Source organism: Ornithinimicrobium pekingense DSM 21552 (assembly GCF_000421185.1).
GTDB classification, from domain to species: Bacteria; Actinomycetota; Actinomycetes; order Actinomycetales; family Dermatophilaceae; genus Ornithinicoccus; species Ornithinicoccus pekingensis.
The window spans coordinates 15,238-34,786 of the sequence record NZ_ATWJ01000009.1 but is presented as its reverse complement, the minus strand read 5'-3'; the positions used below and the strand labels follow the sequence as shown (position 1 = coordinate 34,786).

Annotated in this window: 16 protein-coding genes and 4 tRNA genes; 13 read left to right on the top strand and 7 right to left on the bottom strand. The window is 73.0% G+C overall.

Annotation, left to right across the window (positions count from 1 at the left end):
* Nucleotides 1-98: 98 nt before the first annotated feature.
* From ligD to K330_RS0107655, 3 genes are read left to right on the top strand one after another with little or no spacing between them, the layout of a single operon-like run.
* On the top strand, nt 99-1,166 hold the full coding sequence (gene ligD / locus K330_RS0107665; RefSeq protein ID WP_029202433.1) for a non-homologous end-joining DNA ligase: 1,068 nt from the start codon (nt 99-101) through the stop codon (nt 1,164-1,166).
* 32 nt (nt 1,167-1,198) lie between these two features.
* Nucleotides 1,199-2,281: an ATP-dependent DNA ligase gene (locus K330_RS0107660; RefSeq protein ID WP_022921249.1), complete on the top strand. Its 1,083-nt coding sequence runs from the start codon at nt 1,199-1,201 to the stop codon at nt 2,279-2,281.
* Nucleotides 2,278-3,510 carry an alpha/beta hydrolase gene (locus K330_RS0107655; protein WP_022921248.1) on the top strand — a complete coding sequence of 411 codons (1,233 nt, stop codon included), beginning with the start codon at nt 2,278-2,280 and terminating at the stop codon, nt 3,508-3,510. The genes K330_RS0107660 and K330_RS0107655 overlap by 4 nt, the downstream gene beginning before the upstream one ends.
* A 22-nt stretch (nt 3,511-3,532) precedes the next feature.
* Here the strand turns inward: K330_RS0107655 and K330_RS19955 are convergent, their stop codons facing one another.
* Nucleotides 3,533-4,171: a dihydrofolate reductase family protein gene (locus K330_RS19955; RefSeq protein WP_022921247.1), complete on the bottom strand. Its 639-nt coding sequence runs from the start codon at nt 4,169-4,171 to the stop codon at nt 3,533-3,535.
* Nucleotides 4,172-4,220: 49 nt separating this feature from the next.
* On the opposite strand from K330_RS19955, the gene K330_RS0107645 reads away from it, so the two are divergent.
* The gene (locus K330_RS0107645; protein WP_022921246.1) at nt 4,221-5,105 is read left to right on the top strand and encodes a polyphosphate kinase 2 family protein; all 885 of its coding nucleotides are present in this window, start codon (nt 4,221-4,223) and stop codon (nt 5,103-5,105) included.
* 48 nt (nt 5,106-5,153) lie between these two features.
* On the opposite strand, the gene glgX is transcribed toward K330_RS0107645, so the two are convergent.
* On the bottom strand, nt 5,154-7,283 hold the full coding sequence (gene glgX / locus K330_RS19950) for a glycogen debranching protein GlgX (protein WP_022921245.1): 2,130 nt from the start codon (nt 7,281-7,283) through the stop codon (nt 5,154-5,156).
* 192 nt (nt 7,284-7,475) lie between these two features.
* Here glgX and K330_RS0107635 point away from each other — a divergent pair.
* From K330_RS0107635 to K330_RS0107625, 3 genes are all read left to right on the top strand, one after another.
* Nucleotides 7,476-7,548 (top strand) — tRNA-Gly (locus K330_RS0107635).
* A gap of 30 nt (nt 7,549-7,578) precedes the next feature.
* Nucleotides 7,579-7,649, top strand: a tRNA-Cys gene (locus K330_RS0107630).
* A gap of 28 nt (nt 7,650-7,677) precedes the next feature.
* Nucleotides 7,678-7,752, top strand: a tRNA-Val gene (locus K330_RS0107625).
* Between the two features lie 106 nt (nt 7,753-7,858).
* Here K330_RS0107625 and K330_RS0107620 read toward each other — a convergent pair.
* Nucleotides 7,859-8,983: a hypothetical protein gene (locus K330_RS0107620; RefSeq protein WP_022921244.1), complete on the bottom strand. Its 1,125-nt coding sequence runs from the start codon at nt 8,981-8,983 to the stop codon at nt 7,859-7,861.
* Nucleotides 8,984-9,077: 94 nt separating this feature from the next.
* Here K330_RS0107620 and K330_RS19945 point away from each other — a divergent pair, with 94 nt between their 5' ends.
* The 3 genes from K330_RS19945 (at nt 9,078) to K330_RS19935 (ending at nt 11,481) form a co-directional block, all read left to right on the top strand.
* Complete coding sequence (locus K330_RS19945; RefSeq protein ID WP_051145522.1) at nt 9,078-9,587, top strand: CinA family protein; 510 nt, start codon at nt 9,078-9,080, stop codon at nt 9,585-9,587.
* Nucleotides 9,588-9,650: 63 nt separating this feature from the next.
* Nucleotides 9,651-10,232: an ArsR/SmtB family transcription factor gene (locus K330_RS19940; protein WP_051145521.1), complete on the top strand. Its 582-nt coding sequence runs from the start codon at nt 9,651-9,653 to the stop codon at nt 10,230-10,232.
* 1 nt (nt 10,233) lies between these two features.
* Nucleotides 10,234-11,481, top strand: coding sequence for an MFS transporter (locus K330_RS19935; RefSeq protein WP_022921241.1), 1,248 nt, complete (start codon nt 10,234-10,236; stop codon nt 11,479-11,481).
* On the opposite strand, the gene K330_RS0107600 is transcribed toward K330_RS19935, so the two are convergent.
* Together K330_RS0107600 and K330_RS19930 are read right to left on the bottom strand one after the other, a co-directional pair.
* Nucleotides 11,459-13,192: a gamma-glutamyltransferase gene (locus tag K330_RS0107600; protein ID WP_156875738.1), complete on the bottom strand. Its 1,734-nt coding sequence runs from the start codon at nt 13,190-13,192 to the stop codon at nt 11,459-11,461. The genes K330_RS19935 and K330_RS0107600 overlap by 23 nt on opposite strands.
* Nucleotides 13,189-14,289, bottom strand: a complete 1,101-nt coding sequence (locus tag K330_RS19930; protein WP_022921239.1) for a DUF418 domain-containing protein — start codon at nt 14,287-14,289, stop codon at nt 13,189-13,191. The genes K330_RS0107600 and K330_RS19930 overlap by 4 nt, the downstream gene beginning before the upstream one ends.
* Nucleotides 14,290-14,421: 132 nt before the next feature.
* Here K330_RS19930 and K330_RS22585 point away from each other — a divergent pair, with 132 nt between their 5' ends.
* A complete protein-coding gene (locus tag K330_RS22585) occupies nt 14,422-14,895 on the top strand; it encodes a hypothetical protein (protein WP_156875737.1) in 474 nt (157 codons plus the stop codon).
* Nucleotides 14,896-14,929: 34 nt separating this feature from the next.
* Here K330_RS22585 and K330_RS0107585 read toward each other — a convergent pair whose 3' ends face one another.
* Both K330_RS0107585 and pta read right to left on the bottom strand, forming a co-directional pair.
* A complete protein-coding gene (locus tag K330_RS0107585) occupies nt 14,930-16,135 on the bottom strand; it encodes an acetate/propionate family kinase (RefSeq protein WP_022921237.1) in 1,206 nt (401 codons plus the stop codon).
* Nucleotide 16,136: 1 nt separating this feature from the next.
* Nucleotides 16,137-18,257 (bottom strand): phosphate acetyltransferase, encoded by a 2,121-nt coding sequence (pta, locus tag K330_RS0107580; protein WP_029202432.1) that lies wholly within the window; start codon nt 18,255-18,257, stop codon nt 16,137-16,139.
* A gap of 68 nt (nt 18,258-18,325) precedes the next feature.
* Between pta and K330_RS0107575 the strand changes: the two genes are divergently transcribed.
* Both K330_RS0107575 and K330_RS0107570 read left to right on the top strand, forming a co-directional pair.
* Nucleotides 18,326-19,240 (top strand): aminotransferase class IV, encoded by a 915-nt coding sequence (locus tag K330_RS0107575; protein WP_022921235.1) that lies wholly within the window; start codon nt 18,326-18,328, stop codon nt 19,238-19,240.
* A 66-nt stretch (nt 19,241-19,306) separates the two neighbouring features.
* Nucleotides 19,307-19,380: transfer RNA gene (locus K330_RS0107570), tRNA-Val, on the top strand.
* Nucleotides 19,381-19,549 lie beyond the last annotated feature (169 nt).

The following is a 19,549-nucleotide window of genomic DNA, read 5'->3' as shown; positions in this document are numbered from 1 at the left end:
CAACCACGGTGAGCCTGTGATGTTCCCGACCGGCGGGAGCAGCCCGGGCGGTCTGCTCCGCCAGCGCCGGTCGACGACCGCCCGCTAGCGTGGGCGCCATGCCAGACGCTGCCGTCACCCTGACCGCGAGCGGCCCTGACGGCGCCACCGTCGAGGTCCGCCTGACCAGCCCCGACAAGGTCGTCTGGCCCGCGACGGACCACGGTCCAGCCGTGACCAAGACCGACCTGACGGCATACCTGAGCGCGGTCGCGGCCCCGATGCTGCGCGGGCTGGCGGACCGCCCGGTGACCCTGCAGCGGGTCCGCGGGGGGATCGAGGGGGAGGAGTTCTACTCCAAGAACCCGCCGAAGGGGGTCCCGCAGTGGTCGCGGACGACGATGGTGACCTACCCGTCGGGGCGGCGTCACCCGCAGCTGGTGATCGACGACGAGGCGACGTTGCTGTGGACGGCCCAGATGGGCACCGTGACCTGGCACCCGTGGCCGGTGCGCAGCGGCGACAACGACCGTCCCGACGAGGTGCGGATCGACCTCGACCCCCAGCCGGGGCGGGCCTTCGCCGACGTCGTCGAGGCGGCCCGGGGCCTGCGCGAGGTGATGACCGAGGCGGGGCTGACGCCCTACGTCAAGACCACGGGCAGCCGCGGCGTGCACGTCTTCGCCCCGGTCCGGACGCGGCTGGAGTTCCTCGAGGTGCGGCACGCCGTCATCGGCCTGGCGCGCGAGCTGGAGCGGCGCCTGCCCGACCTGGTGACGACCGCGTGGTGGAAGGAGGAGCGGGGCGAGCGGATCTTCGTCGACTTCAACCAGGCGACGCGCGACCGCACCCTGGCGGCGGCCTGGAGCCCCCGGATCCTGCCCGGGGCGCCGGTGTCGGTGCCGCTCACCTGGGACCAGCTCGGCGAGGTCGCCCCCGCGGAGCTGACCGTGCACACCGTGCCCGGCTGGCTCGCCCAGCACGGCGACCCGTGGGAGCGGATGCACGACGAGCCGGACGAGGTCGACGGTGCCTACGCCCTCTGGGAGGCCGACCTCGAGCGGGGGCTGGGCGAGCTCAGCTTCCCGCCCGACCACCCCAAGATGCCGGGGGAGCCGCCGCGCGTGCAGCCCAGCAAGAAGGTCGCCGAGCACTGGGACGAGCACGGCAACCGGGTGGAGTCTTAGGGTCCGTCACCGGCGTGGGGCAGACTGGCGCCGTGGACCTGCCGCTGATGCCGCCCGTCTCGCCGATGCTGGCCAAGCCGCTGAAGACCCTGCCCGAGGGCTGGCTCTACGACCCGAAGTGGGACGGTTTCCGCTCGATCGTGTTCCGCGACGGCGACGAGGTCGAGCTCGGCAGCCGCAACGAGCGGCCGATGACCCGCTACTTCCCCGAGCTGGTGGAGGCGGCCCGCCGCGAGCTGCCCGAGCGGTGCGTCGTCGACGGCGAGATCGTCGTCGCGACCGCCGACGGGTCGCGCCTGGACTTCGAGGCGCTGCAGCAGCGCATCCACCCCGCCGACTCACGGGTCCGCCTGCTCGCCGAGCAGACCCCGGCGGCGTTCGTCGCCTTCGACCTGCTGGCGCTGGGGGACGAGGACCTGACGGGTATGCCGTTCCGGCAGCGTCGCGCGCGTCTGGAGGAGGCGCTCGGCGCCTCGCTGCCCGCGACCGGGGGCAGCGTCCACCTCTCCCCGGTCACCGGCGAGCAGGAGGTCGCGATGCGGTGGTTCCGCGACTTCGAGGGGGCCGGGCTCGACGGGCTCATCGCCAAGGACCCCGACGCGTCCTACCAGCCGGGCAAGCGGGTGCTGACCAAGCTCAAGCACGAGCGCACCGCCGACTGCGTCGTCGCCGGCTACCGCACCCACAAGACCGACGAGGAGGCGATCGGCTCGCTGCTCCTGGGCCTCTACGCCGAGGACGGCACCCTGTCCCACGTGGGCGTGTGCTCCTCCTTCCCGATGGCTCGACGGCGCGAGCTGTTCGTCGAGCTGCAGGAGCTGGTCACCGACCTCGACGGGCACCCGTGGGACTGGGCCCGGCACCTGGAGGGGGAGCGGACGCCGAGCAGGAGCACGGGCTCACGGTGGACCGGCGGCAAGGACCTGTCCTTCACCGCGCTGCGCCCCGAGCGGGTCGTGGAGGTGCGCTACGACTACCTCGAGGGGGAGCGCTTCCGGCACACCACCCAGTTCGTGCGGTGGCGGCCGGACCGAGACCCGCTCAGCTGCACCTACGACCAGCTGGACCGGCCGGCCGACTTCGACCTGTCCGAGGTCCTGGGGGTGGGACGGTGACGACGACGGCGCGCCGCGCGGCCTCCGTGGGCACCGGCGTGGCGGTCGGGGCAGCGGTCGGCGGGGCGGTCTCGATGGGCACCGCGACCTACTTCGCCCACCGGATCATCACCCCGGAGCACGAGAAGAAGGACGACACCACGGTCGTGGAGGTCGGCGAGGGCACGGTGACGCTGCGGGCCACGCCGGAGACCACCTCGCCGGGACGCTACGGGCTGTGGCTCGACAAGGGCCAGGGTCATGCCCGTCTGGGCGAGATCGTGGACCCGCCGGCCGAGACGGCGGCCGCCGAGCAGGGCAGGGGACGGGGTCCGGCCAGGGACGGCGCGCGGCACGGACGGCCCGGGCGCAGGGCCACGGTGACCCGGCGCGTGCTCGGGGTGGACCTGGGCGAGCTGGCGCCGGGGCCGGCCCGGTGGAACAAGTACTTCTACTGCGGGACACCGCGATCAGCGGTCGGGCTGGAGCACGAGGACGTCCTGGTGCCCTCCGAGATCGGTGACCTGCCGGCGTGGCGGGTGCCCCCCGCCGCCGGGAAGGACGACGGGGACTGGGCCATCCTCGTGCACGGGCGCAGCGCCCAGCGCGAGGAGTGCCTGCGCGCGCTGCCCGTGCTGCACCGCCAGGGCTTCACCAGCCTGGTGCCCATGTACCGCAACGACCCAGGGGCGCCGCCGAGCGCCGACGGCCGCTACAGCCTGGGACTCTCGGAGTGGCGCGACGTCGACGCGGCCATGCGCTACGCCCTCGAGCACGGGGCACGTCGTCTCGTCCTCCTCGGGTGGTCGATGGGCGGCGCGATCGTCCTGCAGGCGCTGAACCGTTCGGAGGTGGCCTCGCAGGTGCACCGGGTGGTGCTCGACGCACCGGTGATCGACTGGGGCTCGGTGCTGGCCCACCAGGCCGACCTGCACTTCATCCCGCGGCCGATCGACCACCTGGCCAGGTCCCTCCTGCGCAGCCGGATGTCCCGGCACCTGCTGCGCATCTCCGAGCCGGTGGACGTCGCGGCCACCAACTGGGTGGACCGGGCCGACGAGGTGACCCACCGGATCTTCATCATCCACTCGGCGACCGACGAGACCGTGCCCTACCGGCCCTCGCAGGACCTGGCGCGACGCCGGCCCGGGCTCGTCCACACCTTCGTGTGGCCGCGCGCCCGGCACTGCCAGGAGTGGAACACCAACCCCTCCCTGTGGGAGGACCTCGTCGCCAGCTTCCTGCGCTGAGTCGGGGTCGGTCCGAGGCCGCTCACCTCAGTCGCGTGCGGACCAGGACGTCGCCGTCCCAGGTCAGCACGTGGGTCGCCGCGCCGACGAGCTGCCCGAAGCCGGCGTCCTGGGGCACGAGCAGCGGGCCGTCGCCGCCGGCGAGCACCGGCCGGACGGTCACGCAGAGCTCGTCGACGAGCCCTGCCTCGACCCACGGCGCGAACAGGCGCGGACCGCCCTCGACCACCACGCGGTGCCACCCGCGCCGCCCGACCTCGTCCAGGACCTGCTCCGGGGAGACCGGCCGGCCCTCGCCGCCGACCACCACGACCTCGCCGTCGCCGGCGGTGCGGGCGCGGACCGCCTCCGGCACCTCGCCGCTGCGGGTCACGACCACCAGGTTGACCCGGGGGAGCGGGCCGTAACCCTCGGCGCGGATCGTCCCCGCGCCGACCACCACCACGTCGGCCCACTCGCGCAGGTGGGCGAAGACGGCGTGGTCGCCCGCCGACCCCCGGTTGAGCCCACCGCTGAGGCCGTCGGGCCCGGTGGCCCTCCCGTCGAGGGTGGTGATGAAGCTGCCACGTACCCAGGTGCGGCCCTGTGCCTCCGGCGGTACGGCATACCAGTCGGCGAGCTGGGCGGGCTCGAGCGGCCCGGAGGCGGTGCGCGTGCTCATCACCTCATTCTGGGGCACGCCGTGGGGGCACGCGTGCCAGGATGGCCGGATGGGCAAGAAGAGGAAGACGAAGACAGAGACGACGAGCACGGGGGTGTCGAGCACGCCGTTCACCGACGCCCTCCGGGCGGGTGAGGGGTTCGTCCTCGCCGACGTCGACCAGCGCTCCACGCCGCAGTTCGACGGCGACAAGGCGGCGGGCAAGGAGGCGCTGGCGGCGGCCGACGACGAGCTGGACGACCTGCAGGAGCGCCTCTACGCCGAGTCCCGGGCGGGTGGGACCCGGCGGGTCCTGCTGGTCATCCAGGGCATGGACACCTCCGGCAAGGGCGGCATCATGCGCCACGTCGTCGGCTCCGTCGACCCCCAGGGCGTGGACCTGACCGCCTTCAAGGCCCCGACGGCGGAGGAGCGTTCGCACCCCTTCCTCTGGCGCATCCGCAAGGCGCTGCCGGGACCGGGCATGATCGGCGTCTTCGACCGGTCCCACTACGAGGACGTGCTGGTCGTGCGGGTGCACGACCTCGTCCCCCCGGCGCAGTGGAAGCGGCGCTACGCGACCATCAACGACTTCGAGCAGGGCCTGGTCGAGGACGGCGTCACCCTCGTCAAGGTGATGCTGCACATCTCGCCCGAGGAACAGAAGGAGCGGTTGCAGGAGCGGCTGGACCGCCCGGACAAGCACTGGAAGTACAACCCCGGCGACCTCGACGAGCGCGCCCACTGGGACGCCTACCAGGAGGCCTACCAGGCGGTGTTCGACCGGTGCAGCACCGCGCACGCTCCCTGGTTCGTCGTGCCCGCGGACCGCAAGTGGTATGCCCGCCTGGCCGTCCAGCAGCTGCTGCTGGAGCACCTGCGCGGGCTCGACCTGCAGTGGCCGTCGGCGGACTTCGACGTCGAGGGCGAGAAGAAGCGGCTCGCGACGCTCTGAGCCGGCGCCGGTATGGGGTGCGCCGCGGGCGCACCCCATACCCTCCCCTCAGCCGCCCTGCTGCAGCTCGGGCTGCGGGGTGGCCTGCAGGACGATGACCACGCGGCCGGGGAGCTCGTGCTCGGAGCCGGTCTCCCAGGTGGTCTCGGGCGGGAGCTGCCCGGTGGTGTCGACCACGACGTTCCACGTAGTGGTGTCGATGCCGTCGGGGACGGTGAAGACGACCGGCTCGTGGTGGCCGTTGAAGAGCAGCAGGAAGTGGTCGTCGAGGATCGGTCCGCCGCGCTCGTCCGTGTCCGGGATGGCCTCGCCGTTGAGGAAGACCGTCACCGCCTGCTCGGTGGAGTGCCAGCCCGCCTCGGTCATCTCCGCGCCGTCGGGGGAGTACCAGACGATGTCACCGAGGTCGCTCTGCCCGCCGTGGTCGGCGTCACCGAGGAAGAAACGGCGGCGACGGAAGGCCGGGTGCTCGCTGCGCAGCGCGATGAGGTGGGCGGTGAAGTCCAGCAGCGCGGTCTGGTCGGGGTCCAGCTCCCAGTCCATCCACGCCAGCTCGTTGTCCTGGCAGTAGACGTTGTTGTTGCCCAGCTGGGTGCGGCCCATCTCGTCACCGTGGGCCAGCATGGGCACGCCCTGGCTCAGCAGCAGGGTGGTCAGGAAGTTCTTCTGCTGGCGCAGGCGCAGCGCGTTGATCTCCGCGTCGTCGGTCGGTCCCTCGGCGCCGTGGTTGTAGGACCGGTTGTGCGACTCCCCGTCCTGGCCGCCCTCGCCGTTGGCCTCGTTGTGCTTCTCGTTGTAGGACACCAGGTCCCGAAGCGTGAAGCCGTCGTGGGCGGTGACGAAGTTGATCGAGGCGATCGGCCGGCGGCCGCTCTTCTCGTAGAGGTCGGAGGAGCCCGTGAGGCGGGAGGCGAACTCGCCCATCGTGGCGGGGGCGCCGCGCCAGAAGTCACGCACGGTGTCGCGGTACTTGCCGTTCCACTCGGTCCACAGCGGCGGGAAGTTGCCGACCTGGTAGCCACCGTCACCCAGGTCCCACGGCTCGGCGATGAGCTTGACCTGGGAGATGATCGGGTCCTGCTGGATGATGTCGAAGAACGCCGACAGCTTGTCCACCTCGTGGAACTGCCGGGCCAGGGTCGCGGCGAGGTCGAAGCGGAAGCCGTCGACGTGCATCTCGGTGACCCAGTAGCGCAGCGAGTCCATGATGAGCTGGAGCACGTGCGGGTGACGCATCAGCAGGCTGTTCCCGGTGCCGGTGGTGTCGTAGTAGTGCGCCTTGTCGAAGTCGACCAGGCGGTAGTAGCTGGCGTTGTCGATGCCGCGGAAGGACAGCGTCGGGCCCAGGTGGTTGCCCTCGGCGGTGTGGTTGTAGACGACGTCGAGGATGACCTCGATGCCCGCCTCGTGCAGGGTCTTGACCATCGACTTGAACTCGGTCACCTGCTGGCCGCGGTGGCCGTAGGCGGAGTAGCCGTTGTGCGGGGCGAGGAAGCCGATCGTGTTGTAGCCCCAGTAGTTGGACAGGCCCTTGTCCTGCAGGTGGGGGTCGTCGACGAACTGGTGGACGGGCAGCAGCTCGATGGCGGTGACGCCAAGCCGGGTCAGGTGCTCCACGACGGCGGGGTGGGCGACCCCGGCGTAGGTGCCGCGGATCTCGTGCGGGACGTCGGGGTGGTTCATCGTCAGGCCTTTGACGTGGGCCTCGTAGATGACGCTGTCGGCGTAGGCGTGCCGGGGCGGGCGGTCGTGACCCCAGTCGAAGAAGGGGTTGACGACCACGGAGAGCATCGTGTGCAGCGCCGAGTCGTCCTCGTTGAAGGACGCGGGGTCACCGAAGTCGTAGCCGAAGATGCCCTGATGGTTGCGGATCTGGCCGCTGACCGCCTTGGCGTAGGGGTCGAGGAGCAGCTTGTGCGGGTTGAACCGGTGGCCCTGCTCGGGGGCGTAGGGCCCGTGCACGCGGTAGCCGTAGCGCTGCCCGGGCTGCACGTTGGGCAGGTAGGCGTGCCAGACGTGGGCGTCGACCTCGGTGAGGGGGACCGTGGTCTCCTTGCCCCGCTGGCCGACGAGGCACAGGTCGACCGCTGTGGCGTGCTCGGAGAACAGGGCGAAGTTGACGCCGCTGCCGTCGAAGGTCGCACCGAGGGGATAGGCGTTGCCGGGCCAGACGTCCATGCGTGGGGGTGCCTCCAGGTCGGGAACAGGGGTGGGGTCCACCCGTCGTCGCTCGCCCCATTGTGCGGGACGCCTGGGTCCCGGACCGCATCACGCCGCGGCCCGCGACACAGGTCCGTGGCGGATTTGGACCTGACCGGTCCGTCGGCTAATGTCTTCTCTCGCACCCCACCGGAGCCGGTGAGGAGCACTGCGGACGTAGCTCAGTTGGTAGAGCGCAACCTTGCCAAGGTTGAGGTCGCCGGTTCGAGGCCGGTCGTCCGCTCGGAGGCACCACCACCACGATGCCTCATTTGGTGGCGTGGCCGAGAGGCGAGGCAACGGCCTGCAAAGCCGTCTACACGGGTTCAAATCCCGTCGCCACCTCGCAGGACCGGCCAGCAACACCGGCCACGGGCGATTGGCGCAGTGGTAGCGCGCTTCCTTGACACGGAAGAGGTCACTGGTTCAAACCCAGTATCGCCCACCATCGTAGAAGGGCCTCTGAGCAGCGGAAACGTTGCTCAGAGGCCCTTCTGGTCTCTCCGTCGTGCCAGATTCGTGCCGGAGCGGGGCCACGTCACGGCCGGAGTGCGCTACCGCTCCTGGGGGTCCGACAGGTCCACGTCGGCGATCTGCCGGGCGAAGGTCTCGACGCAGTCGCGCAGGGTGACGGCGAGCGCGCCGAAGAGGACGTGGTCGAGGCTGCCGTCGGAGGCGGACGAGGGTGCCGCGGAGGCGCGCAGCATGCGGTCGATGCACTCCTCGGCCTCCCGGACGAGGTCCGGCTGCTCACGCGCCGCCGGGGGGTCGGCCAGGACCGTGCCGGCGCGGCGCAGGGCGTCCTCGGCGTGGCGGCGCAGGGCCAGCCCCTGCTCGTCCGCCGGTGCGCTGGACTGGGCGAGCACGACGCCGGCCGCGAGCAGGGTCGCCGAGCACCGGTTGACGGCCTCGGCACGCTTGAGCACGGAGGACTGGCGGGCGGCGTTGAACCGCGACCGGGGGTTGCCCCGCCCGGCCCGGCGGGCCCGCCCGACGGCGGTGCGCAGCCGTGCCTGGGCGTCCTCCAGCTGCACGACGTTGGCGTGGACGATGTCGTCACGGTGCGCCGCCCCGTCGTCACGGGCGCCGTCCTCCACCTGCTTGGCGGCCGATCGCTGCTCCTGCAGCAGGTCGGCGTAGCTGCCCATCTGGTGGGCGAGGAGCTTGAGGGTCTGGTTGGCGGCCGGCTCCAGGTCCTCCTCACCGAGGGGGGCCAGGAGCAGGGTGTTGACGACGACGCCGACCAGGGCGCCCATGGGCAGCTGGACCAGGTAGCCCAGGGCCATCGGCTCGGGGTCGGGACCGCCTGCGGCCAGGACGAACAACCCCGCCAGCGGCGCCCAGGACCGCTGCACGCCGAAGAAGCGTGTCATGCCCAGCATGTAGCTGATCGCCACCGTGAGGGCCACCGTGACGGAGTTCGTCCACGCGACCGCCTGGACCAGCACCGCGACCGCCACACCGACCGTGACCGCCCCGAACACCTGCAGCGACTCCTTGACCGAGTCCGCCAGCACCAGCCCGACGACGGTGAAGGCGCCCAGGGCCGCGTAGTACTTGTACTCGTCGATCGGCGCGGGCAGCAGCGAGCCGAGGTAGAACGCCAGCCCGCAGGCGAGCGCGGCCTTGACGGCGGTCGTGACACCCCAGCGGCGGATCTGCCAGAGGATCTTGTGCATGGCGTCACCGTACGACGACACAGGCACTGCGGGGGCCGCGTCGCTCCGCGGGAGTCGCCGGGCACACCGGCCGGGCCCGCCCTACGATGACGCGATGACGACCAAGAGCGCAGACCTGGCCGAGCAGATCGGCCGGCTGGCCACCGACCGCGGGCTGTCGGTGGCCGCCGCGGAGTCCCTCACCGGAGGCGCGGTCTCCTCCGCCCTGGCTGCGGCGCCAGAGGCGAGCACCTGGTACCACGGGTGCGTCGTCGCCTACTCGCCGCGGGTCAAGTTCGACCTCCTCGGCGTCACCCCCGGGCCGCTGGTCACCGACCGGTGCGCCGACGAGCTCGCCCGCGGCGCCGCGCGCGTCCTGGAGGCCGATGCGACAGTGTCCACCACCGGCGTCGGCGGACCGGACCAGGAGGAGGGGGAGGAGCCCGGGACGCTCTACGTCGGCGTCACCGTCCCCGGCGGCACGCGCACCTTCCGGGTGGAGCTGGACGGGGACCCGGCCGAGGTCGTCGAGCGGGCCACGGAGCACGCCCTGGAGCTCCTCCTCGACGGCCTGCGCGGGGAGGCTGCGGCGGCCGACGGGCCAGACGTCACCACGCCGTCCTGACTCGCGACACTCATTGCTAAAGATATCTTGTGCAAGGAGTCTTGAGGATGTAGCGTGCCCGGCATGGACACGCCCTCGACCATCAGCGACCCCGAGCGGATCCGCGCCCTGGCCCACCCCGTCCGTCTCGAGCTGCTCGACCACCTGCGGGACGTCGACGAGGCGACCGCGACGGAGTGCGCCGCGCGCGTGGGGGAGTCGGTCGCCAGCTGCTCCTTCCACCTGCGCATCCTGGAGAAGTACGGCTACATCGAGCGGGCGCAGCAACGGGGCCGCGAGAAGCCCTGGCGGGTGCGCCGGCCCGGGTCCTCGCTCGACGCGCGGCCCGACCGGGCGGTGCCGGGGTCGCTGCACGCGGTACAGGAGCTGGCGGCGCTGACGGTCACCCGTGAGGCCGACCGGGTCGCCCGCTACCTCGCGCAGGCGTCGGAGGAGCCGGACGAGTGGCTGCAGGCCGTGACCGTCTCCACGGCCGGCTTCTGGGCCACCGCCGCCGAGCTGCGCGAGCTCAGCCAGGAGGTGCACGACCTGGTGCAGCGGTTCTCGGGCCGCTCGGCCGACCCTGCGCTGCGGCCGGAGGGCGCGCGGCACGCCCGCCTGTTCGCGACCGTCAACCCCGACCCCGCCCCTCGGCAGGAGGACTGAGGTGGCCGCCCCGGCCCCCGTCACCGTCGCCGGTGCGACGCGTTGGTACTCCCGCCGCCCCGCCGCGTGGGTGCACCCGGCGTTCCGTCGGCTGACGCTGGCGTGGGTCTTCACCAACCTCGCCGACAGCGCCCTCTACCTCATGGTGGCCGTCTGGGTGAAGGAGCTGACCGGCTCCGACGGGGCGGCGGCGATGGTCTTCGTCATGCTGGGGCTGCCCGCGGTGGCGGCCCCGGTGCTGGGCCAGGTCGCGGACCGGCTCTCCCGGCGCCGGCTGCTCATCGGCTCCAACGTGCTGGTGACCGTGGTCGTGGCAACCCTGCTGCTGGTGGACTCCGCGTCCTGGCTGTGGCTGCTGTATGCCGTGGTCGTCGCCTACGGGGCGATGGGCTACCTCAGCGCGGCGGCCCAGGCGGGCCTCCTGCGCGACATCCTGCCCGACGAGCACCTCGCCTCCGGCAACGGTCTGCTGACCTCCGTGGACCAGTCCCTGCGGCTGGTCTCACCGGTCCTCGGCACCGGTCTCTACGCCCTGGCGGGCCCGCGCGCGGTGGTCCTGGTCACCGCGGCGTGCTTCCTGCTGACCGCGTTGGCGCTGGTCACCGTGCGGGTCGTCGAGTCGGCGCCGGAGGCCGCCGCCGACCGCGGTTCCTACCTGCACGAGGTCTCCGCCGGCTTCCGGCACCTGGCGCGCACCCCGCTGCTCGGGCGCCTCACGCTGCTGCTCGCGGTGGTGTGCGCCGCCACGGGGCTGGTCAACGCGGCGGTCTTCCCGGCGCTGGAGCAGGGACTGGGGCTGCCGGCCTCCGCGCTGGGCGCCCTGGTGGGCATGCAGGGCATCGGGGCCGTGACCGGTGGCCTGACGGCCGCGTGGGTGATCGGGCGCTGGGGGGAGAGCCGCGTCTTCGCGGTCGGTGCCGCGCTGATGGCGCTCGGCATCGCGCCCGTGGTGGGCTCCAGCGTGGCCCTGGTCGTCACCGGGCTGGTGGTCCTCGGCCTCGGCGTCACCTGGTCGGTGGTCGCCTTCATGGTCATCCGTCAGCGGCTCACCCCGCCCCGCCTGCAGGGACGCACCAACGCGGCGGCCAACGTCGCCGTCAACCTGCCCCAGACCGCGACCACCGCCATGGCGGCGGCCCTGCTGGTCGTCGTCGACTACCGCCTGCTCGTCGTCGTCACCGTCGCGGCGACCGCGCTCGCGGCCCTGGCAGCCGCAGGCCCCCGGCTCAGGAGCCGGCCGGCCCGGTGACCCGGAAGCCCGCGGAACGGTGCGGGTCCGCCACCGAGCTGACGGTCCTCGCGTCCCAGTCGACCTCGAGCGCGTTGACCGAGCCGAAGTCGCTGCGCAGCGCAGGGTCGACCACACGCACCGCATACCCCATCTCCCGCAGCTCGGCGGCGTTGTCGTCGGTCTCGAGGACCAGCTCCCCGCCGGTGTAGATGAACCGCGGCGCGGCGACCAGGTCCTCGAGCGGCTCGTCGTGGAGCAGCCGGCGCAGGACGACGGCCGCGATCGTGTTGGGGATCTGCTGGCCGCCGGGCGTGCCGATCACCAGGACCGGGCGCCCCTCTCCGTCGAGAAGCATGGACGGTGCGCTCCAGCTCACCGAGCGCCGCCCCGGCGCGGGGGTGTTGCCGGGGCTGCTCAGGTCGGTGAAGCGGGTCAGGTGGTCGTTGAGGAAGTAGCCGTCGACGTAGCGGCCGCTGCCCCAGTAGTGCGTGATCGTGTTGGTCATCGAGACGGCGTCGCCGTCCTCGTCGACCACCGAGATGTGCGTGGTGTTGCCGCCCCCACGGAACGGGTCGGAGCCGGAGGCCCCCAGGGGCAGCCCCGCGCCGACCGCCTCGGCCGCGATCGCGGCGTTGCGCCCGGCGTCGGTCAGCCTGTCCACCGGCACGTCGACGAAGGCCGGGTCGCCGAAGAGCTCGCGCACCGACCGCTCGGCGACCGACCATGCCTGGGACTGCAGCCGCACGAAGTCGGGGGAGTAGGGGGCCACCTCACCGATGCCGCCGGCCTCGGCGAGCTGCACCAGCTGCACCAGAGCGGCCCCGGGCAGGGCTGGGGCCGCCGAGACCAGCACGTGGTCGTCGACCGGGCCGGAGGCCGGCTCGGCCACCTGCACCTCGTAGGCGGCCAGCGAGCCGGCGTCGATGCCTGGCTCCTCGAGCAGGGCCTCGGCGAGGCTTCCCTCGTAGAACGCCTCGGGACCCTCGTCCGCCAGCACCTGCATCGTCCGTGCCAGCTCCTGCTGCACGAGCCTGTCGCCCTCGCGCAGGGGCGCGCCGTCCGCGCGCCGGAAGTGCTCCAGGGATGCGGTGTACTGCTGACCCGTCGGGATGGACAGGGTCATGGCGAGGAAGCCTGACACCGGCCCACCCTCCTCGGCGAGCTCGACCGCCGGTGCGAGCAGCGCGGGCCAGGGCAGGGTCCCGTGCGTCCGGTGCAGCCGTGCCATGCCGGCGACGAACCCGGGGATGCCGACGCCCGTGGACGGGATGTCCCCCTCGGCGTTGACCACCTCCCGGTAGTCGTAGCTGGTCACCTCGCCGTCGACGAGCACCAGGGCCGCGCCTCCTCCGCCGATCCCGGAGGTGACGGGCTGGATCACGGCGTCGGCGAACGCGGCGGCGATCACCGCGTCGACGGCGCTGCCCCCCTGCTCGAGGATCTGCATACCCGCGTCCGCGGCAAGGGGGTGGCCCGCGGAGACCCCCGCCGCCCCCAGCGCCGGCTCGGGGTCGGCCGCCGGGGCCTCGCTGGTCCGCGACGCGTCGTCGGGGGTCGGCGCGGGCGGCGTCGACGTGGCTACCGTCTCCGGGGTCGAGGGTGCCGGCGCCGACGTCGCCCCGGGGGGAGGGAGCACGGTGCCGTCGGTGCCCGTGCCCGTGCAGGCGACCAGCATGACGACGAGGGGCGCCGCGAGGAGGCCGGCCCGCACCGGGCGTCCGGGCCTCACCGTGCGGTCCGTTCGCCGGCGGTGCGGCCCCACGCGTCGGGGTGACGCAGCCAGGGGTGGCGCAGGACCCACTCGAGGGGCCCCGAGCGGCCGGTCCGCGCCCACAGCAGCGAGGCGAGCAGGAACGTGGCGACCAGGCCGGCGCTGATGGACCCTCCCAGCAGGAAGGAGGGCAGGCCGTCCGGCGGCTTGACCACCGCCAGCACGAGCACGTGGGCGACGTAGACGGTCAGGGCGTAGGTGCCCAGGACCGCGAGCCAGCGCAGCAACCGGGGAGCGGCCTGCCCCACCCGCACGCACACCGCCACGACGAAGATCGCGCTGCCGGTGGCGCTGACGAGCCACAGCGGCATCTGGCCGTGCGCGGCCCCGGTGAGTAGCCGCAGCCACCCGGTGTCGGCCCGCGGGCCGAGAAGGTCGTAGGACACGGTGGCGACGAGCGCGCCGACGACCGCGGCCACGCCGCCGCCGACGGCCAGCCGACGCAGCACCCCGCGGTCGGCCAGGTCCACGCGGGCGAGGGCCAGCCCCACGACGAAGGGCACGGTCCAGCTGGCGAGGGGGTAGGGCCCGGAGAGGAACAGCGAGTGCAGCGCCTCGGACGGCGGGGTCGTCAGGCTGACCCCCACCTTGGCGTGCTCACCGGGGCTCGTGACGTCGTCCGCCACGATCCAGACCGGACCGGCAACCAGTATCGCCAGCGCGACAGCCCCCAGTCCCTGCAGCGACAGCCGCTGGAGCAGCGGTGCCACGACGAAGAGCAGGGCGTAGGTGGTGAGGATGACGCTGACGCTGTCGGTGACCGTCTGCAGCACCAGGCCGACCGACAGCAGCAGGAGCACGCGCCACAGCAGGGGGCCCCACAGCCCGGTCCCGCTGCGGCTGCGCAGGAACAGGCCCATCCCGAGGCCCGCGATGACGACGAAGAGCACGGAGGCACGACCGAAGGGCAGCAGGTAGAGCCGCTCCGGCACCGACTCGGCGTTGGTGGGTCCGACGTTGACGACGATCATCCCGATGATGGCCAGCCCGCGGGCGGCGTCGATCCCCAGCAGCCGCGCACGCGGTCGGACGGCTGCTCGGGCCGCTGGGGTCAAGGACGTCGCCGTGGCAGGCCTTCCGTCCGTCGGGATCGAGCCGGTGGTGCCGGGGAGGCACCTCACCACTGTAGCGACGCAGGGCCCCCGGCGGCTCGGCGAGCGCCCAGGCAGGTGTGGCACCGTGTGCCCGTGGACCCCGTGCTCGCCGCCGTGAGCGCCTTCGGCGTCTCGGTCGTCTCGGCGGTGACGCAGGTGGTGCCGATCGAGGCCTATCTGGCCGGGCTCGGGCTGGTCGGGGGCGGGGTCGGGCTGTGGTTGGTCGCGACGCTCGCCGGCGTGGGCCACGCCGTGGGCAAGCTGGCCTGGTACGAGGTGGGCGTCGCGGCCCACCGCTCGCAGCGGTTCCGCGACTGGCTCGAACGTCCGCGGGTGAAGGCCTCCTACACTCGCTGGCTGGCGGCCTTCGAGCGCAGGCCGCGTCTGGTGCTGGTCATGGTGCTGGCCTCGGCGCTGACCGGGCTGCCTCCGCTGGCCGTCGCCCCCACGATCGCCGGCCAGCTGCGGGCGGGCCGGTGGGCCACGGTGACCTGCATCGCGGTCGGGCGCACCCTGCGCTTCGCCGTCCTGCTGGGGGCGGTCGCCCTGGTCGTCGACCTCGCCTGAGGACGCCGGGGGCGTTCGGCCGGGCAGCAGCGCCTCAGCCCGCCCCGACGACCTCGGCGGCCTGGCTCGCGATCTCCCACTCCTCGTTGGTCGGCACCACGAACGCCGCCACGCTGCTGCCGGGGGTGGTGATCAGGGTCTCGCCGTCGGCGGAGGCGTTGGCGGCCTCGTCCAGCTCGACCCCGAAGCCCGCCAGCCGGGAGAGGACCGCGGCCCGGATCTCGGGGCTGTGCTCGCCGATGCCGGCGGTGAAGGCGAGCGCGTCCAGCCGGCCCAGCACGGCCGCATACCCTCCGACGTAGTGCAGGAGCCGGTGCACGACGACGTCGAAGGCCAGGGCCGCGTCGGCGTCACCGGCCTCGCGGCGCTCCATGACCTCGCGCATGTCGGCCGAGCCCGTCAGGCCGAGCAGGCCGCTCTCCTTGGACAGCGCCCGGTCGTAGTCCTCGACGCTGATGCCGGCGACCTCCGCGAGGTGACGCGGCAGGCCGGGGTCGAGGTCACCGGGCCGGGTGCCCATGACCAGACCCTCCAGCGGGGTCAGCCCCATGGAGGTGTCGACGCTGCGGCCACCGTCGACGGCGGTGGCGCTGGCACCGTTGCCCAGGTGCAGGACGACCGAGCGGACCTCCTCCACCGGGCGCCCCAGCAGCTCGGCGACGCGGCGGGAGACGTAGGCGTGGGAGGTGCCGTGGAAGCCGTAGCGGCGGACCCGGTGCTGCAGGCGCCACGCGCGCGGCACCGCGTAGGTGGAGGCCTCGGCCGGCATGGTCTGGTGGAAGGCGGTGTCGAAGACGGCCACCTGCGGCACGTCGGCGAAGGTCCGCTGGGCCACCTCGATGCCCTCGAGGTTGCCGGGGTTGTGCAGGGGCGCCAGGGGGATGAGCCGGCGGACGGCGTCGACCACGGCCGGCGTGATCAGCGTGGGCTCGCTGAAGTCGGCACCGCCGTGCACGACGCGGTGACCGACCGCGACGAGCTCGACCTCGGCCAGGTCCGGTCCGTGCTCGGCGAAGGCGTCGCGCAGCAGCTCCATGGCCCGGGCGTGGTCAGGGACGGTCAGCTCGTGCACGTGCGTGCCGGAGGAGCAGGTATGGCGTGCGCGCCCGGCGGGCAGGCCGATCCGCTCGACCAGCCCGGTGGCGTCCGAGCGTCCCGTGTCCGGGTCGACCAGCTGGTACTTCAACGAGGAGGAGCCCGCGTTGACGACGAGGACGCGCCGGGTGTGCGCAGTGGTCATGTCAGCCCTTCGCCTGGATGCCGGTGATGGCCACGGTGTTGATGATGTCGCGCACGGTGGCACCGCGGGACAGGTCGTTGACCGGGGCGTTCAGACCCTGGAGCACGGGTCCGATGGCGACCGCGCCGGCGCTGCGCTGCACGGCCTTGTAGGTGTTGTTGCCGGTGTTGAGGTCGGGGAAGATCAGCACCGTCGCGTGGCCGGCGACGGGGGAGCCCTTCATCTTCGTCGCCGCGACCCCGGGGTCGACGGCCGCGTCGTACTGCAGCGGCCCCTCGACCAGAAGGTCGGGCTCACGCTCGCGGACGATGGCCGTCGCCCGGCGCACCTTGTCCACGTCGGCGCCCGAGCCGGAGCCTCCGGTGGAGTAGGACAGCATCGCCACCCGCGGCTCGACACCGAACTTCGCGGCCGTTCCGGCCGAGGAGATGGCGATGTCGGCGAGCTGCTCGGCCGTCGGGTCCGGGTTGACCGCGCAGTCGCCGTAGACCAGCACGCGGTCGGACAGGGCCATGAAGAAGACGCTGGAGACGACCGAGACGCCCGGGGCGGTCCGGATGACCTCCAGGGCCGGCCGGATCGTGTGGGCGGTGGTGGTGACCGACCCTGAGACCATCCCGTCGGCGCGGCCCGCCCGGACCATCATGGTGCCGAAGTAGGCGGGGTCGGCGACCACGTCGTGGGCGTGGTCGAGGGTGACGCCCTTGTGCGCCCGCAGCTCGGCATACGCCTCGGCGAACTCCTTGCGCCAGGGGCTGGTCTGCGGGTCGACGACCGCAGCCTCGTCCAGGTGCAGGCCGAGCGCCGCGGCGCGGGCACGGACCGCCTTCTCGTCACCGAGCAGCGAGATCCGGGCGACTCTGCGGGCCAGCAGGGTGTGGGCCGCCTGCAGGATCCGGTCCTCCGTGCCCTCGGGCAGCACGATGTGGGCGTCCGCGGCGCGGGCGCGGGCGGTGAGCTCGTGCTCGAACATCAAGGGGGTGACCACCCGACCGCCGGGCGGGGGAGGAGGCTGGTGGCCGTCGGCCGGCAGCAGCGTGTCGATGTCCAGGTGCTGGTGCACCAGGGCTCGGGCGCGCTCGATCTTGCGTGCCGAGCCGGGGCCGATGCGGGGCTGCACCCGGGAGATGGCGGTGGCCGTGTCCATCGTGCCGGTGCTGCAGTGCACGATCGGCAGCTCCACACCGACACCCTCGACGAGCCGGTGCACCTGCTCGCTGGGCAGGAACCCACCGTTGAGCACGATTCCGGACAGCGAGGGGAAGGTGGAGGAGCGATGGGCGAGGAGGCTGGCCAGCAGCACCTCCTCGCGGTCGCCCGCGCAGATCAGCGCGCACCCCTCGGTGAGCCGGTCCAGGACGTGCGGCATCGTCATGCCGGCCACGACCATGCCGGTGACCTCGCGGTCGAGCAGCTTCTCCTCCCCGAGCAGCAGCCGCCCGTCCACGACGGTCATGAGGTCGCGCACGGTGGGGGCGCTCAGCAGCGGGTCGTCCGGCAGGGTGAAGACCGGCACGGGTCCGGAGACCCGTCCCCGGCGCTTGCCGGTCGGCGTGGTCTCGGACACGAGGCGCTCGACGACGCCCGCGCGCACGGCCTCGGCCTGGCCGTCCGGGACGCGGTTGGCCACGACCGCCGCGACCTCGGCGTGCCGGCTGCGCGCCTCGTGCACGATGACCTGCGCGGCGGTGACGCTCTCCTCCACAGACCGGTCGAAGCAGGGGACGACCAGCACCATGGGTGCTGCGAGGTGCGCGGCCACGGCGGCGTTGACGGCGAACTCGGTCGGTGCCGGCACCCCGGTGAAGTCGGAGCCGACGACCAGCACCGTGTCGTGGTCGGCCGCGTAGGCGTGGAAGCGCTCGACGGCCGTGCCGACCGCCGCGTCGTGCCGGTGGTGCACGTCGTCGTAGGTGACCCCGACGGCGGCGCCGATCTTGCTGGGCGAGGTGGACATCGGGTGCAGCAGCTCCAGCAGCGGGTCGTGGGCCGTGTCGCCGACCACCGGGCGGAAGACACCCACCCTGCCCCCTCTGGCGCACAGCTCGGCCAGCAGGCCGACGGCGAGGGCGGACTTGCCGGACTGGGTCTCGGCCGAGGACAGGTAGAGCGTTGTCGCCACGAGCGCCACCCTAGCCGTGCGGCCGGGCCGCCCCCGGGGCGGACCTGCCAGGTGGCAGAGTGGGGCGCATGGGTTCCGCGGTGCCACAGGTACGGGTCTGGGTCGACGGGCGGCGGGTCGTCGGTGACGAGCCGTCCTTCAGCGCGCTCGACCACGGCATCACGGTCGGGGACGGCGTCTTCGAGACGGGCAAGCTCGTCGACGGCCACCTGTTCGCCGCGACCCGGCACCGGGAGCGTATGGAGCGCTCGCTCGCCGGTCTCGGGCTGCCCCCGTTGGACCGGGACCGGCTCCAAGAGGGCATCGACGCCGTCCTGTCGCTGGGGCCGTTGCCGTTCGGGCGGCTGCGCTACACCGTCACAGCCGGTCCCGGGCCGCTGGGCAGCGCCCGCGAGCCGGGCCGTGCCACCTACCTCGTGACCGCCACGGAGGTCCCGCGCCCTCCGCGGGTGGCGACCGTCGCCGTCGTCCCGTGGGCCCGCAACGACGTCGGGGCGCTGGCCGGCCTCAAGACCACCTCCTACGCCGACAACGTCGTCGCCCTGGCGGCGGCAGCGCGGGTCGGGGCGAGCGAGGCGCTCCTGCCCAACACGGGCGGCTGGCTGTGCGAGGGGACCGGGTCCAACGTCTTCGTCGTCCTGGACGGGGTGGTGATGACGCCCTCCTTGCGCAGCGGTCCGCTGGCGGGGGTCACCCGGGAGCTGACGATCGAGTGGCTCCGCGACGAGGGGCTGGAGGTGGTCGAGGACCACCTGCCGATGACGATCCTGGACGACGCCGACGAGGTGTGGATCACCTCCAGCGTGCGCGACGTGTGCGCGGTGACCCGGCTGGAGGTGACGGGTCCGGCCAGCACGCCGGCCGGTGTGACCCTGCCCGCCCCGCCGGTGGCCGCCCGGGTGCTGGGGGAGAGTCCCGGGCCAGTCGCCCGGCTGGCCCAGGACGTCTTCACCCGCCGCAGCGCCGAGGACCTGGACCCGTGAGGACCCGGATTTCGCCCGGGGGGTGATGGCCGCTAAAGTGTGTCCTCGCGCCCGCAGGGCGTGCCTGGACGTGTAGCTCAGTTGGTTAGAGCGTTCGCTTCACACGCGAGAGGTCAGGGGTTCGAGTCCCTTCACGTCCACACCACCGATCACGGCCTGACCAGCGGAAACGCTGGGGCAGGCCGTGAGTTGTTTCTCCCGCGTGTCGGATACGTGTCGGATGGGCGCGGTCCGTGGTGGGTCTCTACCGGCCCAATGACCGGCGACCCATCCAAGGGATCAGCGGCGGCGTCCCGAGGCGACGGACTC